The 15,802-nt window shown below is 60.4% G+C and carries 17 protein-coding genes and 1 tRNA gene; 2 read left to right on the forward strand and 16 right to left on the reverse strand.

Translation table 11 applies throughout. From position 1 onward, the window contains the following. Nucleotides 1-115 precede the first annotated feature (115 nt). The 8 genes from EPK99_RS19130 to EPK99_RS19165 form a co-directional block, all read right to left on the reverse strand. A tRNA-Pro gene (locus EPK99_RS19130) sits at nt 116-192 on the reverse strand. A gap of 139 nt (nt 193-331) precedes the next feature. After that, nucleotides 332-811, reverse strand: coding sequence for a BA14K family protein (locus EPK99_RS19135; RefSeq protein WP_128444676.1), 480 nt, complete (start codon nt 809-811; stop codon nt 332-334). Nucleotides 812-911: 100 nt separating this feature from the next. Next, nucleotides 912-1,448 (reverse strand): MerR family transcriptional regulator, encoded by a 537-nt coding sequence (locus EPK99_RS19140; RefSeq protein ID WP_128444677.1) that lies wholly within the window; start codon nt 1,446-1,448, stop codon nt 912-914. 250 nt (nt 1,449-1,698) lie between these two features. Next, nucleotides 1,699-2,037, reverse strand: coding sequence for an integration host factor subunit alpha (locus EPK99_RS19145; RefSeq protein WP_128444678.1), 339 nt, complete (start codon nt 2,035-2,037; stop codon nt 1,699-1,701). 122 nt (nt 2,038-2,159) lie between these two features. Beyond that, nucleotides 2,160-3,131: a beta-ketoacyl-ACP synthase III gene (locus EPK99_RS19150; RefSeq protein ID WP_128444679.1), complete on the reverse strand. Its 972-nt coding sequence runs from the start codon at nt 3,129-3,131 to the stop codon at nt 2,160-2,162. Nucleotides 3,132-3,150: 19 nt separating this feature from the next. After that, nucleotides 3,151-4,197 carry a phosphate acyltransferase PlsX gene (plsX, locus tag EPK99_RS19155; RefSeq protein WP_128444680.1) on the reverse strand — a complete coding sequence of 349 codons (1,047 nt, stop codon included), beginning with the start codon at nt 4,195-4,197 and terminating at the stop codon, nt 3,151-3,153. Nucleotides 4,198-4,344: 147 nt separating this feature from the next. Then, nucleotides 4,345-4,911 carry a YceD family protein gene (locus EPK99_RS19160; protein WP_128444681.1) on the reverse strand — a complete coding sequence of 189 codons (567 nt, stop codon included), beginning with the start codon at nt 4,909-4,911 and terminating at the stop codon, nt 4,345-4,347. A 7-nt stretch (nt 4,912-4,918) separates the two neighbouring features. Further along, on the reverse strand, nt 4,919-5,455 hold the full coding sequence (locus EPK99_RS19165) for a ubiquinol-cytochrome C chaperone family protein (RefSeq protein WP_128444682.1): 537 nt from the start codon (nt 5,453-5,455) through the stop codon (nt 4,919-4,921). A gap of 244 nt (nt 5,456-5,699) precedes the next feature. Between EPK99_RS19165 and EPK99_RS19170 the strand changes: the two genes are divergently transcribed. Continuing rightward, on the forward strand, nt 5,700-6,221 hold the full coding sequence (locus tag EPK99_RS19170; RefSeq protein WP_128444683.1) for an outer membrane protein assembly factor BamE: 522 nt from the start codon (nt 5,700-5,702) through the stop codon (nt 6,219-6,221). 79 nt (nt 6,222-6,300) lie between these two features. Here the strand turns inward: EPK99_RS19170 and EPK99_RS19175 are convergent, their stop codons facing one another. The 4 genes from EPK99_RS19175 to ribH form a co-directional block, all read right to left on the reverse strand. Continuing rightward, nucleotides 6,301-8,442, reverse strand: a complete 2,142-nt coding sequence (locus tag EPK99_RS19175) for a sodium-translocating pyrophosphatase (RefSeq protein WP_128444684.1) — start codon at nt 8,440-8,442, stop codon at nt 6,301-6,303. Between the two features lie 147 nt (nt 8,443-8,589). Next, nucleotides 8,590-9,780, reverse strand: coding sequence for an MFS transporter (locus EPK99_RS19180; protein ID WP_425374225.1), 1,191 nt, complete (start codon nt 9,778-9,780; stop codon nt 8,590-8,592). Between the two features lie 46 nt (nt 9,781-9,826). Further along, on the reverse strand, nt 9,827-10,306 hold the full coding sequence (nusB, locus tag EPK99_RS19185; RefSeq protein ID WP_128444686.1) for a transcription antitermination factor NusB: 480 nt from the start codon (nt 10,304-10,306) through the stop codon (nt 9,827-9,829). 4 nt (nt 10,307-10,310) lie between these two features. Further along, the gene (gene ribH / locus EPK99_RS19190; protein ID WP_128444687.1) at nt 10,311-10,769 is read right to left on the reverse strand and encodes a 6,7-dimethyl-8-ribityllumazine synthase; all 459 of its coding nucleotides are present in this window, start codon (nt 10,767-10,769) and stop codon (nt 10,311-10,313) included. Nucleotides 10,770-11,066: 297 nt separating this feature from the next. Here ribH and EPK99_RS19195 point away from each other — a divergent pair, with 297 nt between their 5' ends. After that, nucleotides 11,067-12,212 carry an HD domain-containing phosphohydrolase gene (locus EPK99_RS19195; protein ID WP_164901819.1) on the forward strand — a complete coding sequence of 382 codons (1,146 nt, stop codon included), beginning with the start codon at nt 11,067-11,069 and terminating at the stop codon, nt 12,210-12,212. Here the strand turns inward: EPK99_RS19195 and EPK99_RS19200 are convergent. From EPK99_RS19200 to glyA, 4 genes are read right to left on the reverse strand one after another with little or no spacing between them, the layout of a single operon-like run. Next, nucleotides 12,209-12,829 (reverse strand): riboflavin synthase, encoded by a 621-nt coding sequence (locus EPK99_RS19200; RefSeq protein WP_128444689.1) that lies wholly within the window; start codon nt 12,827-12,829, stop codon nt 12,209-12,211. The two genes, EPK99_RS19195 and EPK99_RS19200, sit on opposite strands and share 4 nt — an antisense overlap. Then, the gene (ribD, locus tag EPK99_RS19205; RefSeq protein WP_128444690.1) at nt 12,829-13,926 is read right to left on the reverse strand and encodes a bifunctional diaminohydroxyphosphoribosylaminopyrimidine deaminase/5-amino-6-(5-phosphoribosylamino)uracil reductase RibD; all 1,098 of its coding nucleotides are present in this window, start codon (nt 13,924-13,926) and stop codon (nt 12,829-12,831) included. The genes EPK99_RS19200 and ribD overlap by 1 nt, the downstream gene beginning before the upstream one ends. A 2-nt stretch (nt 13,927-13,928) precedes the next feature. Beyond that, entirely contained in the window at nt 13,929-14,408 is a 480-nt protein-coding gene (nrdR, locus tag EPK99_RS19210; RefSeq protein WP_128444691.1) for a transcriptional regulator NrdR, read from the reverse strand. 9 nt (nt 14,409-14,417) lie between these two features. After that, complete coding sequence (gene glyA / locus EPK99_RS19215) at nt 14,418-15,707, reverse strand: serine hydroxymethyltransferase (protein WP_128444692.1); 1,290 nt, start codon at nt 15,705-15,707, stop codon at nt 14,418-14,420. Between the last annotated feature and the right edge of the window lie 95 nt (nt 15,708-15,802).

Below are 15,802 nucleotides of genomic sequence, written 5' to 3' on the forward strand. Positions count from 1 at the left end.
GGGACCACGACGCGGGGCGCCTTACAATGCCGGGATTGTCACGCCGGATGTCTTGGCTCGTCCTCTCGGCTATCGAGCCGCTGGGGGAAGAAGATGAGCTTTGCGAATATTTAAATGGTCGGGGCGGCCGGATTTGAACCGACGACCCCTTGACCCCCAGTCAAGTGCGCTACCGGGCTGCGCTACGCCCCGACCAGCTTCAGATGAAGCATGACTTCCATAATGACATGGCAACGGCGGCGCAAGGGAAAAATCCCTCAATCCGCCGCCGCTTTTAGCCTAATCTCGAAAGCCCTGCTTCAACTCCGCGAGAGGGAGTTTCGATTGCTCCTCAATAAGGCGAGTTGCACTGACGGCGCGGGCCATTGTTCGGCTGGAAGGTGTTGTCGGAGGCACGATAGGACCGATAGCGCGAATAGCACCACTCTACATGGGAATTGCCGCCGACATAACGGCGTGGAGCGGCGTAACGCGGCTGAGCCAGAGCGCCGCCGATAATTGCGCCCGCGGCCAAACCACCAATGATGGCACCTGCATTCGAACCACGGTGGTGGCGGGAATAGCGATCGCGGTAGTAGCGGTTGCCGTTGTAGTCGTGGCGATCACGGCCCCAGCTGCCTCTGTTTCCGCCCCAATTATCCCTGTTTCCACCCCAGCGGCCGTCGCGGTGGCGCCAGTATTGCACCTGCTGGACGTCCGCCGTCTGCTGGGTTTCGACCTTGGGCGCGCTGGCAAGCGGCATGGCCTGGGCCGGCAATACGCCCGTGAACGCCGTCATGACGGACACCGCGATGATGGCAAGTTTCTTCATTTTTATCTCCTCAGAGTGTTTCCTGTGGAGCTAAACGACTTCGGACGCTTTGAGAGCCATAGCCGCCGGTAACATTCCGGTGAGCAGGAGAATCCGTACGTTACCGCACCTGGTCGAGCAGCCGCTTGCATTCCAGCAGATCGAAAAGCGCTTCCTGAAGCAAGGCACGGTCTTCCTTGCCGACGCTGGATTTACCAATGGAGACTTCCGGTGTCTCATCATCCCCGACAGCGCCGAACCCGAAGAACCGGCCGCTCGCCTTTACCTTCGGACGGCCGACGATCTGGTCATCATCAACGGTCGCAACAGCCGGCTCGACATGCTTCTCGTTATTGGCCGCCATGATGGCTTCCATGGTTGCCATGTCGCCCGTAGCGATTGCCGATACGAACTTGTTGCCGTTCGTCTTCAGAAGCTTCTGTACGCCCTTGATCGTATAACCATGGTCGTAGAGCAGATGCCGGATGCCCTTCAGCAGATCCACGTCTTCCGGGCGATAATAGCGGCGGCCGCCGCCCCGCTTCATCGGCCTGATCTGCTGGAAGCGGGTTTCCCAGAAACGAAGCACATGCTGAGGCAGATTGAGATCGTCGGCGACCTCGCTGATCGTGCGGAAAGCGTCCGGGCTCTTGTCCAAGTGTCTTTCTCCAAACAGCGAAACCTCCGCGGCCGCGAACGAGGCAAGGCAGCTACGGCTAAAGCATGTCGTGCAAAAAGCGTGTATCGGTTTGCGTCAACGACATGCGATAAAACAGAAGACTAAAGCGTGGAAGCGAATCTAAAAGATCGCGACATGCTCTAGTATGCGACGAATCGCACATATCTCAACGGTTTGCACCGTGAGATTCAAGTATGTTCACAGGAATGGAGAAAGTTTGGCAGCGAGATCAACTCACCGGGCTGACCGGCTTCTGCTTGGCTTTGCGGGATGTATGGGCCTTGAGGATACGCTGCTTTAGTACGTTGGAGGCTTTGAATGTCATGACCCGACGCGGGGAAATCGGCACTTCCTCGCCGGTCTTCGGGTTGCGGCCGATGCGCTCGTTCTTCGCGCGAACCTGAAAGGTCGCAAAAGACGACAGTTTGACGACCTCGCCGCGCACAATGGCGTTGCAGATCTCATCGATCACCGTTTCGACGAGCTCGGCCGATTCGGTGCGGGAAAGCCCGACCTTGCGAAACACCGATTCCGCCAGATCCGCGCGCGTCACTGTCTTTCCGGCCATGATCCCCGCCCGATTTCTTAAATTTATCTCTTCAAAGCGGCCAAAGAGTATTTTGGTTGAGGGCAAGGGTCAAGCACCTGTCTCTAGTCGCTTATTTGGCTTTCGACCGGACAGGCGCCGGCCTACCAGCGGACGAGCAAGGCGCCCCAGGTAAAGCCACCGCCCATGGCTTCCAGCATCACCAGATCGCCCTTCTTGATACGCCCATCGGAGCAGGCAACGGATAGAGCAAGCGGGATGGATGCGGCAGACGTATTGCCGTGAATATCAACGGTGATCACGACCTTTTCCGGCGGAATCCCGAGCTTTTTTGCCGAACCGTCAATGATTCGCCGGTTGGCCTGGTGAGGCACCAGCCAGTCGAGGTTCTCGGCCGTCGTTCCCGTGGCCGTAAAGACGCCCTCGATAACGTCGGTGATCATGCCGACAGCGTGCTTGAAGACCTCGCGGCCCTCCATGCGCAAATGCCCGACCGTGCCCGTGGTCGATGGCCCGCCATCGACATAGAGCTTTTCCCTATGCGAGCCGTCGGAACGCAGTTGGGCGGCCAGAATGCCGCGGTCGGACACCGCCCCCTGCCCTTCCTGCGCCTCCAGAATGAGAGCGCCGGCGCCATCGCCGAAGAGCACGCAGGTTGTCCGGTCCTTCCAGTCCAGGATGCGGGAGAAGGTCTCTGCGCCGATCACCAGCGCGCGCTTGGCCATGCCGCCCCGTAGATGCAGATCGGCCGTTGCCATGGCATAGACGAAACCGGTGCAAACCGCCTGCATGTCGAAGGCATAGCCATGCTTCATGCCAAGCCGGTTCTGGATCTCGACCGCGGTGGCGGGAAACGTGTTGTTGGGTGTCGAGGTGGCGAGCACGATGAGATCGATATCGTCGGGCGTCAGCCCGGCATTGTCGAGCGCCGCGCGGGCTGCCTGCTCGCCAAGCGATGCCGTGGTCTCGTCGTCTCCGGCAATATAGCGCTGCCGGATGCCCGTGCGCTGCACGATCCATTCATCGGATGTATCGACGATATCTTCCAACTCGCGGTTGGATAGCACGCGCTTGGGGAGCGCGGCTCCATAGCCGCAAACAACTGAACGGATCATTATCGCTTACATCCTGTGCTCACGCGGCTTCGGGGTCAGCCGGCGGCTGACGCTTGGCGTGATAAAGTTTCAAGTCCTGGGAGATCTTGGCGTTGAGATCGTTGCGGGCCATGTCGTAGCCCACGTCGATCGCCGCCGCGAACCCATCCGCATTCGCGCCGCCATGGCTTTTGATGACGATGCCGTTGAGGCCGAGGAAGACGCCGCCATTGACCTTGTTCGGGTCCATCTTTTCGCGCAGCCGGTCGAAGGCAGGCTTCGCCAGCAGATAGCCTATACGGGCCAGAAGCGTTCGCGACATGGATTCGCGCAACATGGTGGCGATCTGGCGCGCCGTGCCCTCCGCAGTCTTCAACGCGATATTGCCGGTAAAGCCTTCCGTCACCACCACATCCACGGTGCCTTTGCCGATATCGTCGCCTTCGACAAAGCCGTGATAGGCGATCGTCGGAAGATTGGCTTCGCGGATCAGGCGGCCGGCCTCCCTGACCTCTTCCTGACCCTTGACCTCCTCTACGCCGACGTTCAACAGGCCGACGGTCGGACGGTCCACCTCGAACAAAGCGCGTGCCATGGCGCCGCCCATCAGCGAAAAATCAAGGAGCTGCTGGGCATCCGCACCTATGGTCGCACCAATGTCGAGCACGATGCTTTCACCCTTCAACGTCGGCCAGATGCCGGCAATCGCGGGCCGCTCGATATTGGCCATGGTGCGCAGACAGAACTTCGCCATGGCCATAAGCGCGCCGGTATTGCCGGCAGACACGGCAACATCCGCTTCCCCGAGCTTCACCGCCTCGATCGCCCGCCACATCGTGGAGACGTAGCGGCCGCGGCGCAGGGCAGCGCTGGGCTTCTCCTCCATGCTCACCGCCAGCTCACATTCGTAAAAAACGGAGCGGTCGCGCAGCTTCGGGAATTTCGCCAGCAGCGGCTCGCACTCGCCCTTCAAGCCAAAGATGAGAAAGCTGACATCCGGATGACGCTCCAGCGCCTTGGCTGCGCCGGGAATGACGACCTCTGGACCAAAATCGCCGCCCATGGCATCAAGAGAAATTCTGATCACGCGTCTCTGGTCCTTATGTTCGCCTTGAGCACAGACCTTAAAGGCCCAGGCCGCAGCTCTCGCGCCTGCAACGGCACCTGCTCATGATAGGCGCTGCCGACGAAATCGTGGCCAAAATATAGTTTTTGTCCCTGCTTACAACAGCCCTCAGTCCTTTTTCCAATCTTTGAGAGCTGCAAATGGGTTCGGGCGCTCGTTCTTGTCGGCACCATCGCCTTCGATATGATCGGCAAATTCGATACCGGGTTTGCGGGGATACGGGTCTATGGCGAGTGCCGCAAATTCGGCGGTCGCATCACCGACATCGATGCTGTCGCCTTCAAACTGTTCGGGAAGGTCGGGAGCGTCCGGATCGACCACCATCTCAGCAGCCTCGCTCGTAACGATGCGCGCCAGCTTCGAGCCTTCCGGCACGAAAATCTGCTCGAATTGCTCATCGATTACCGAGTCGACCGGTTCCAACGTCACGACGCAAGCCTGGGTGATTGCCGCCCGCACCCGCCCTTTGACGCGCACGCCATCCTTTTTCCAGCGATTTACCTGCAGGTCCGCCGTCAGCGATTGCACCGACAGCACTTGCCACAGCTTGGCCAGATCAGCCAGCTCGCGCTCATTGGCTTCCAGCTGAACCGTAACCGGGTTTGTTGCGATATGTCCCACCTTCACGAGATAGGAGAATGGCGGCTTCCCACCAGGGATATTGTTGATCTTCATTTCAGCCTCATTGGCCCGGAACAGGCAGAACCACCTGTCCGCGGGCGATATCGTCTTCCGGCAGGCTTGCAATGGACTGCTCAGCGAGCAGCATCCACGCAGCCAACGCCTTCATGTCGGGTGCATCGTCCTTCTGCGGGTGGATATTCCGCCGCAAAGCTTCCGCCAGCCCGTCACTATCCTTGGCTTCGAGTGACGCCGAGTAGGTTTCCAGCCGTCCATAGAACATGCCGGCCAGCTTCTTCATGCGCTTCGGCACGCCCTGATCGCCGATGCCGAGCTCCCGAATCGAGTGATCGATATCCTGAAAAAAGGCATCGACAATTTCCTGGGCGAGTTCCTGGCCGCTGCTGCCGGATCTCGCTGTGCGCCTGAAGAACAGGATCATTACCGCCGATAGCATCTCGAACCGGCCCATGACTGTGTCGGGCACTCCAAGATCGCTATAAAAGAAAGGAATGCGAGCCGACGATGTCAAGGCGGAATACTGCCTGTCGACGATCGTCTGGTTTTGGCTCTTCTTCCGGAACAGGCTGAAGATCATCAAAAAGTCCTGTCTTGCCTTCAGGATCGGGGAATGTTGGCGTCGCGCCATGTTGCATGCGGGCGCAAGCTGGTTTACCGAAGCATGCACGAATTGCAATGCCGTTCCGCCGGGGCGCGAGCGGGGATACCACGGCGCATCTCCTCTTTGGTTTTCGCCGGCCATCCTCCGTTTCCCCGGAATAGCCACAATGGTATGAGCAGCAGAGTGACCGGCGCAAGCCGGGCGTATCGAGATGTGGGGGATGCCGTTGAACAGGCGGGTTTTCGGGTTCGAGATGAGAACAGTGAACAAGACAGCGATGGCATTGCTCATCGCATCCGCAGCCCTTTCCGGCTGCACCTCCATGCAGATCGGCGATACGATCTATAACGGCTACGTCATGGACGAAGAGTCCCTGAAGCTCATCCCCGAAGGGTCGAGCCGCGAGCAGGTTCTTTTGACCATGGGCACACCCTCCACGACGGCAACCTTCGATTCGGAGGTCTTCTACTACATCTCCCAGAAGCGCCAACGCGCCGCGGCATTCATGAAGCCGCATGTGGTCGATCAGAGCGTGCTGGCAATCTATTTCAGCAAGGATGGCGTGGTTGCGCGCCGTGCGAACTATACGATGAAAGACGGCAAGGTGTTCGATACGATCACGCGCACGACGCCGACCGGCGGCCGAGATCTGACCTTCCTGCAACAACTTCTGGCAGGCGGAACCGGTGCTGCAAGCAGCGGCGCAAATGCAGTCAAGAGCATGTTCCAAAGCATGAAATAATACATTCCAGAGATTGTAAGAGGAAAAGCCCGCGGATCGCTCCACGGGCTTTTCTTGTGCGGGTCTTGGCTACTCCCCTTCAGCCGGCCAGAACGGCGAGAAGCAGAAGCGCCACGATGTTGGTGATCTTGATGGCCGGGTTGACCGCCGGGCCAGCCGTGTCCTTGTAGGGATCCCCGACGGTATCGCCCGTCACCGAGGCCTTATGCGCCTCCGAGCCCTTGACGTGCCGGACGCCGTCCTTATCGACGAAGCCGTCTTCAAAGCTCTTCTTGGCATTGTCCCAGGCACCGCCGCCTGAAGTCATCGAGATGGCGACGAACAGCCCGTTGACGATGACGCCCAAAAGCGAAGCGCCAAGTGCTGCGAAGGCTGACGCTTTGTCGCCACCCGACACCAGCAGAACGCCGAAATACACCACGATCGGCGCCAGCACCGGCAAAAGCGATGGCACGATCATTTCGCGGATGGCGGCGCGGGTGAGGATATCGACGGCCCGGCCATAATCGGGGCGCTCGGTGCCCTGCATGATGCCCGGCTTCTCGCGAAACTGTCTGCGGACTTCTTCCACGATCGAGCCGGCAGCGCGTCCAACCGCCGTCATGGCGATGCCGCCGAACAGATAGGGGATGAGCCCGCCGAAGATCAGGCCAGCCACCACGTAAGGGTTGGACAGGCTGAAGGAGATCGGCCCGACGCCGGTAAAGTAAGGATACTGTTCCGGGTGGGCTGCAAAATACTGCAGGTCGTTTGAATAGGCGGCGAACAGCACCAGCGCGCCGAGCCCCGCCGACCCGATGGCATAGCCTTTGGTCACGGCTTTGGTGGTGTTGCCCACTGCGTCCAGCGCGTCCGTCGATTTGCGGACTTCGGGCGACAGATGCGCCATTTCCGCAATGCCGCCCGCATTGTCGGTCACCGGACCGAAAGCGTCCAGAGCGACGATCATGCCGGCGAGGCCAAGCATGGCCGTCACGGCGATACCGGTGCCGAAGAGGCCGGCAAACTGGTAGGTGGAAATGATGCCGCCGACGATGACGATTGCCGGAAGCGCGGTGGACTCCAGCGAGATCGCCAGACCCTGGATCACATTGGTGCCATGCCCTGTCACCGAGGCCTGGGCGATGGAATTGACCGGTCGCTTATTGGTGCCGGTATAATATTCGGTGATAACGACGATCAGTGCCGTCACGACCAGCCCCAGCAGCCCGCAGATGAAGAGATTGGTGCCGGTAATGTCCTTGCCCGCAACATTGCCGATCGAGCCCCAGCCGACGGTGGCGGAGGTAGCAAGGGCCAGTCCGAGAATGGACAGAAGGCCCGTGGCGATCAGGCCCTTATAGAGAGCGCCCATGATCGACCCATTGGTGCCGAGCTTGACGAAGAAGGTGCCGATGATCGAGGTGAGGATACAGACACCGCAGATCGCCAGCGGATAAAGCATGGCGCTTTCGAGGATCGGTGTACCAGCAAAGAAGATGGCTGCCAGCACCATGGTGGCGACCACCGAAACCACATAGGTTTCGAACAGATCCGCAGCCATGCCGGCGCAGTCGCCGACATTGTCGCCGACATTGTCGGCGATCGTTGCCGGGTTGCGCGGATCGTCTTCCGGGATTCCTGCTTCGACCTTGCCGACCAGGTCGCCTCCGACATCGGCGCCCTTGGTGAAGATGCCGCCGCCAAGTCGAGCGAAGATGGAAATCAGCGAGGCCCCGAAGCCGAGCGACACCAGCGCGTCGATTACCTCGCGCGAGCCGCTGGCATGGCCGAGGACTGCCGTCAGGATCCAGTAGTAAATGGTGACCCCGAGTAGAGCGAGGCCGGCAACGAGCATGCCGGTGATGGCACCCGACTTGAACGCGATACCGAGGCCTGCAGCAAGGCTATGGGACGATGCCTGCGCGGTGCGCACATTGGCCCGCACCGAAACGTGCATGCCGATGAAACCGGCAAGGCCGGACAAGACGGCACCGATCACGAAACCTATCGCGGCAGTCCCGGACAGCAGAACCCAGACCAGCACGGCTACAATGACACCGACGATGGCGATGGTCATGTATTGGCGCGCCAGGTAAGCCTGCGCACCCTCACGAATATAACCGGCGATTTCCTGCATGCGCTTATTGCCCTGATCGGCAGCCAGCACGGAACGCGTCGCCCACGCAGCATAGATGATCGACAGCAAACCGCAGACGACCACACCCAGTATAACTGTCATGCCTATTTCCTCTCCCTGATCGCCGGTGGCGGACGCGACCGGCCTGCATACCGCGGCAACGACTCCCCTCCCAAGGAATACAAATGCCATGCGCGCGGAGATTGCTGTGGAGACGTACAGCCGTCAAGCCCCTGCAAGGCTTGAAAATCAGGAGGATGCAGGCGGGCGGCGCGAGAAGATCAGCGCCAACAGGATGGCGAGGCATAGGATCGTCACCGGCCAGATGGCGAGGTTGATGAAGGACCAGCCCCAGGTGACGAAGATCTTGCCGGACGAGAAGGATGACAGGGCAACGGTGCCGAACAGCACGATATCGTGGAAGCCCTGTACCTTGTCGGCCTCGTGTGGCCGATAGCTGGACGCAACGATTGCCGTCGAGCCGATAAAGCCAAAGTTCCAGCCAATGCCAAGCAGCACAAGCGCGCCCCAGAAATTCCACAGCGCCACGCCCATATGGGCGACAACCGCGCAGCCCATCAGGGTCAGGAGGCCGGCAGCGACAACTTTCTCCGCACCGTAGCGGCTGATCAGCATGCCGGTGAAGAAGCTCGGCCCGAACATGGCAAGCACATGCCACTGGATGCCGAGGGCAGCCATCTCGGTCGGGAAGCCGCAGCCGATAACCATGGCGAGTGGTGCTCCGGTCATCACGAACGTCATCAGCGCATAGGTTCCGATGCCGCAGATCATGCCGCTCATAAAGCGCTGAGTGAGCACGATCTCGCGCAGCGGCCGGGCCGGCAGACCAGCCTGCGACACAACGTTCATTGCGGGAAGCTTTACGAACGCGAGGATGCAGACGGCCAGAAGCCCGAGGGGCACAAGTGCGACGAAGGTTCCGGCGAAAGTGACCGGCGCAAGCCAGTCCTTGGCCCAGATCGCCAGTTGCGGACCAACGACAGCGGAAACGATGCCGGCGCCGAGTATCCAGGAAATCGCCTTCGGCTTGTAGGAGCCGGGTGAGGCATCGGCTGCAGCGAAGCGGATCTTCTGGGTAAAGCCGGCGCATATGCCGATCATCAGAAGGGCGAGCGCAAAGAGCCAGAAGCTGTTGCGAATGAGAGCGATCGTGGCGAGCGCACCGCCCGCAAGGCCGATCAAAGCGCCGGCGATAAAGGCGGCCTTGCGGCCGAGGCTGCGCGCAGCAAGGGCGATAAGAATGGCCCCAACGGCCGTGCCGACATTGAAGCCGGTGACCGGCGCCGTCGCAAGCGACTTGTCGTCCGCCAGCAGCTGGTAGCCTGCAAGCGACCCGACAGAGATGGAAAGAGGTGCGGCAGCACCGAGAACAGCTTGCGCCGCCGCCAGAATGTAGACGCGGCGGCGCACGGCACTCATATCCACATGAGCGCCTGTTGCCGCAACGTCCATCCCTGTCCCCTATCTACTTCTTTGCGTCGGCGCGGATCTGCTTGGCCAGACGGTCGAGAACGGCATTGACGATCCGCGGCTCTTCTTCTGCGAAGAAGGCTCTCGCGATCTCCACATACTCCGTCACGATGACTGCAATGGGCACGTCCTTGCGTTCCAGGATCTCGAACGTGCCGGCACGAAGGATGGCGCGAAGAGTGGAGTCGAGGCGCGACAGCGGCCAGTCCTCCTGCAGCGCCGAGCGAACCAGTGGGTCGATCTTGGTCTGGTCCCGAACCACGCCGGCGACGATGGAGCGAAACCAGGACGGGTCGGCCTTCAGGTAGGTGTCGCCATCGAGTTCCTGACCCAGCCTGTGCGCCTCGTATTCGGCCACGACTTCCAATACGCCCGTGCCGCCGATATCCATCTGATAGAGCGCCTGTACGGCCGCAAGACGGGCAGCGCCGCGCTGGTTGGCCGGCTTGACGGGGTGTTCGCCTTCCTTCGTCATTCGCTCAACCACCATTCAGCCTTTCGCGCAGCTTGATCATGGTCAGCGCAGCGCGGGCGGCAAAGCCGCCCTTGTCCTTGTCCGAACGGCGCGCGCGCGCCCAGGCCTGCTCGTCGTTTTCGACTGTCAGGATACCGTTGCCGATTGCTAGTGACTCCGACACCGCGAGGTCCATCAGCGCTCGCGAGGATTCGTTGGCGACGATGTCGAAGTGGTAGGTTTCGCCACGGATGACCATGCCGAGGGCAACGAAGCCGTTATATTCGGTGCCCCCTTCTTCGGCGGCGTCCAGCGCCATGGCAATTGCAGCCGGAACTTCCAGAGCACCGGGCACGGTGACAACGTCATAGGTGGCGCCAGCTTCCTGGAGCGCAGCAGTTGCGCCTTCCAGAAGGGCGTCCGCCATATCGTCGTAAAAGCGGGCTTCGACGATCAGAATATGAGGTGCGGTTTCGCGCGGCATGATCTTACCTTTATTTAGAGTGGACGGCCCTTTGGAAAACCGCTCGCGAGCAGGTGGGGGTCAAAACACGCCCGCACGAGAATGGCAAGCAAATTTGCAATAGGCTGCAATGCGGTGGACGAATGGCTGGCTGCGACGCGGCAAAGGTGGCCTCGCATGCCCCCTTCCCACCAAATTAAACTTAGCCGCCCAAAATCAAAGCGCATGGATTGAGCGCTTTTGCCATTTCATCTTTTTGTTTAATTAGTATTTTCGTATATATTCAAATGCGTGAACTCGCTTCCACGGATGCCGCCAATGCAACTCACTTCCGCCTGCATCGAAGATCTTGTTTTGAAGATGTCGATGGCGCGCGACCTGGACGAGATCATGACCGCGGTTCGCCAGTCGGCACGCGACCTGATCGGGGCGGATGGCATCAGCTTTGTGCTGAAGGACAACGACTGCTGCTATTATGCAGACGAGGACGCAATCGGGCCGCTGTGGAAGGGCCAGCGATTCCCGATCCAGTCCTGCCTGTCGGGATTTGCCATGTTGCAGGGCAAGGTCGTGGTGATCAACGACATCTTTCGCGACGGCCGTTTTCCGATAGACGCTTACGCCAACACCTTCGTCAAAAGCCTGGTGATCGTGCCGGTTCGGCAGGACGATCCGGTGGGTGCCATCGGCGCATACTGGAGCAAGCTGGATGGTCCGTCACCCGAGAGCATCGAGCGGCTGGAACGTATCGCAAATACTGCCGCGGTCGCCATGACCAATGTTGCCTTGATCAAATCGCTTGCCGCCGCCAAGGAAGAGGCGGCCCAGGCACGCGATGCGATGATCCTCGCCATGGCCTCGCTTGCGGAAACCCGCGACCACGAGACGGGGGACCATATCCGCCGGACGCAGCACTACGTCCGGGCTCTCGCCGAGGCGCTGCAGGAGCAGGAAGCCTATGCCGAGCAATTATCGGACGAAGTGGTCGACCTTCTTTATAAATCCGCGCCCCTGCACGATATCGGCAAGGTCGGCATTCCGGACTGCATCCTTCTCAAGCCGGGCAAGCTCGAGCCGGAGGAATTCGAGGTTATGAAGACCCATGCGGAGCTCGGTCATGCGGCCATAGCCACCGCCGAGCGCTATATGAGTTCCACAACGCCCTTCCTCAGTCTCGCCAAGGAAATTGCTCATACTCATCACGAAAAGTGGAACGGGACGGGCTATCCCAGAGGCTTGAAAGGAGAGGAAATTCCGATCGGCGGGCGCATCATGGCAATAGCAGATGTCTATGATGCCCTTGTATCGGCGCGCATCTATAAGCCGGCCCTGCCCCATGAGGAGGCAGTCGATATCATCATCAAGGATAGCGGCGAGCACTTCGACCCGAAGCTGGTGCAGGTTTTTTCAAAAATCGCACCAAAGTTTGAGGAAATCCACCGCGCCTTCGCTAAAGGCCATTAAACTACGTCAGCCTTCGAAAACTCGGCCAGACGGGCGGCATAGCGCGCCATGGTATCAATTTCCAGGTTTACGAAATCGCCTGCCCGGCGCTCGCCCCAGGTGGTGACGCCCAGCGTATGACGGATCAACAGCACGTCGAAGTCCGTGCCATCAACAGCGTTCACCGTCAACGACGTGCCGTCCAAAGCAACCGATCCCTTGGGTGCAATGAAGCGGGCGAGGTTTTCAGGCGCCCTCAAACGAATGCGAACCGCTTCGCCTTCCGGCTCCACGGAGAGGATTTCCGCCTTGCCGTCCACATGACCGGAGACAATATGGCCGCCCAGCTCGTCACCGATCTTCAGCGCTCGCTCCAAATTGACCTGCGTACCCTCGCTCCATGCGGAGATCGTCGTCAGCCTCAGCGCTTCTTCCCAGGCCTCGACCTCGAACCAGCGCTCGTTGCTGCTCTCGCCAGGAAGATTGGTGACCGTGAGGCACACACCGCCATGAGCGATAGAGGCCCCCATGGCGATGGTCTTGGGATCGTAGTTCGTGGCAATCCGCAGCCGCACGCCTTCGTTCATCGGCGTTAAAGCCGACACCTTACCGACATCCGTGACGATTCCAGTGAACATCAGAACGACCTTTCGTATTCGAAGCAGAGGTCGCGGCCATAGGCCTCGGCGCGGATCATGACGAAGTTCGCCGCCATATCGGAGGGCTTCAGAGGCGATTCAAGTCCGCCCGGCCCAATTTCACCCGGCCCCTGGGAGAGGATGACGCGGTCTGCAAGATTCTGGTGGAAGAAGGTCGCGGCCACGGTGGCGCCGCCTTCGACGAAAAGCGAGGAGATGCCGCGGCCAGCCAGTTCATGCAGAAGCTCTGAAAGACTGCCTGTCTCCAAGACTTCCACCCCGGCTTGCAGCAAAGCGTCACGCCGCACGTCCCGTTCGGGATCGGACTGCGCATCGAATGCTGGAGCTTGTACGGATGCCACGATTACCGGGACCCCTGACGCGGAGCGCACCAGATGGGATGTGAGCGGCAATTCCAGCCGGCGGTCCAGCACGATGCGGATCGGCGAGCGTCCGGTCATCCCGGGAAGGCGCACCGTCAGCTCGGGATCGTCGGCCATGACTGTGCCGATCCCGACAAGAATGGCATCGCTTTCGGCACGAAGCACATGCACCTGTGCCCTGGCAAGCGGTCCGGTGATCGACACTTCCTCGCCGCGTCGGCCGAGCATGCCGTCCGCGGAAACCGCAAGCTTGAGAGTGACATGGGGCCGATGCTTCGTCTTGCGCATCAGGTAACCGGCCAGTGCCCGCCGCCCCTCTTCTTCCAGAAGACCGATCTCGACCTGGATGCCCGCGTCGCGGAGGATGGAGATCCCACGGCCAGATACACGCGGGTCCGGATCCGTCAGGCAGATAACGACGCGGGAGACGCCTGCCGCAACCAGCGCATTGGCGCAGGGTGGCGTCTTGCCGAAATGCGAGCAGGGTTCCAAGGTAACGTAAGCCGTGGCACCACGTGCTTCTTCGCCGGCCAGGTCCAGCGCCTGCGTCTCCGCGTGCGGCCGTCCGCCCTGGGCGGTCACGGCTGCGCCCAAGATTCTGCCGTCTTTGACGATCACGCATCCGACCGAAGGGTTGGCGCCTGTGAGACCAAGATGCCAGCGCGACAGGCGCAATGCAGCCCCCATAAACCGCCGGTCGTCGGCAGACCACATGGTCAGCCCTCCGCGCCTGGATCGCGTGCGATCTTGGCGTTGATCTCCTGGATCACCTTTTCGAAATCCTCCGCATGGGAGAAGTCGCGATAGACCGAGGCATAGCGCACGAAGGCCACGTCATCCAGGCTCTTCAGCGCCTCCAGGACCTGAAGACCGATCTGCTCGGAACTAATTTCGCTTTCACCGGAGCTTTCCAGGCGCCGCACGATACCGGACACGGCCCGCTCGATGCGGTCATTGTCGATCGGCCGCTTGCGCAGCGCGATCTGGAAGGACCGGACGAGCTTGTTGCGGTCGAAAGGGACTTTGCGGCCTGTCTTCTTGGTGACCATCAGTTCGCGCAGTTGCACCCGCTCGAACGTAGTGAAGCGGCCGCCGCAATCGGGGCAGATACGCCGCCGGCGGATGGAGGTGTAATCCTCCGCCGGGCGTGAATCCTTGACCTGCGTGTCTTCCGAACCGCAATAGGGACAGCGCATTCCGTCGCCTTACATATAGGGGTACATGGGGAAGCGGCCCGTCAGCGCCACGACCCGGTCACGCACGGCGGCTTCCACACCCGCATTGCCTTCGTCGGAGTTAGCGACCTTCAGGCCGTCGAGAACCTCAACGATGAGGTTGCCGATCTCGGTGAATTCCGCTTCCTTGAACCCGCGGGTCGTGCCGGCCGGCGTACCCAGACGGATACCGGAAGTGACGAAGGGCTTTTCCGGATCGAAGGGAATGCCGTTTTTGTTGCAGGTGATGTAGGCACGGCCAAGCGCCTGTTCGGCGCGCTTGCCGGTCGCGTTCTTCTTGCGAAGATCGACCAGCATCAGGTGGTTGTCTGTGCCGCCGGATACGATGTCGAGACCACCGGCCTTCAACGTATCGGCGAGCGTCTTTGCATTCTTGACGATCTGCGCGGCATAATCCTTGAACGAAGGCTGCAGCGCTTCGCCGAAAGCGACTGCCTTGGCAGCAATGATGTGCATCAGCGGGCCGCCCTGCAGACCGGGGAAGACCGCCGAGTTGAACTTCTTTGCCAGATCTTCGTCATTGGTCAGGATCACGCCGCCGCGCGGACCGCGCAGAGACTTGTGGGTCGTCGTGGTGGCCACATGGCAATGCGGGAACGGCGACGGATGCTGGCCGCCGGCGACGAGACCGGCGATATGGGCCATGTCCACCATGAGGTAGGCGCCCACTTCGTCGGCAATCTCGCGGAAGCGCTTCCAGTCCCAGATACGGGAATAGGCCGTGCCGCCGGCGATGATCAGCTTCGGCTTGTGGGTACGCGCCTTTTCGGCAACCGCATCCATGTCGAGCAGGTTGTCGCCCTCGCGCACGCCGTAGGAGACGACGTTGAACCACTTGCCGGACATGTTGACCGGGGAGCCATGCGTGAGATGGCCGCCCGAATTGAGGTCGAGGCCCATGAAGGTGTCGCCCGGCTGCAGCAGCGCCAGGAATACGGCCTGGTTCATCTGGCTGCCGGAGTTCGGCTGAACGTTGACGAAGTTGACGCCGAACAGCTTCTTGGCGCGCTCGATCGCTAGTTCTTCGGCAATGTCCACAAACTGGCAGCCGCCATAATAACGCTTGCCCGGATATCCTTCCGCATACTTGTTCGTCATGATCGAGCCCTGAGCTTCGAGCACGGCGCGCGACACGATGTTCTCGGAGGCGATGAGCTCGATCTCGTGACGCTGGCGGTCGAGTTCCTTATCGATGGCGCCAAAGATTTCCGGATCGGCTTCGACAAGCGGGCGGGAGAAGAAGGCGTCGGCGTTCGACATGGCGAAGCTCCTCGATAAAGGGAAAGCGATGTCAGGCGTCTTATCGTCCCCACCAATGGAGGGCAATACGGGCAGCGACATTTGCAAGCCGAACT

Origin of the sequence: Neorhizobium lilium, from assembly GCF_004053875.1 — a bacterium.
Lineage (GTDB): Bacteria > Pseudomonadota > Alphaproteobacteria > Rhizobiales > Rhizobiaceae > Neorhizobium > Neorhizobium lilii.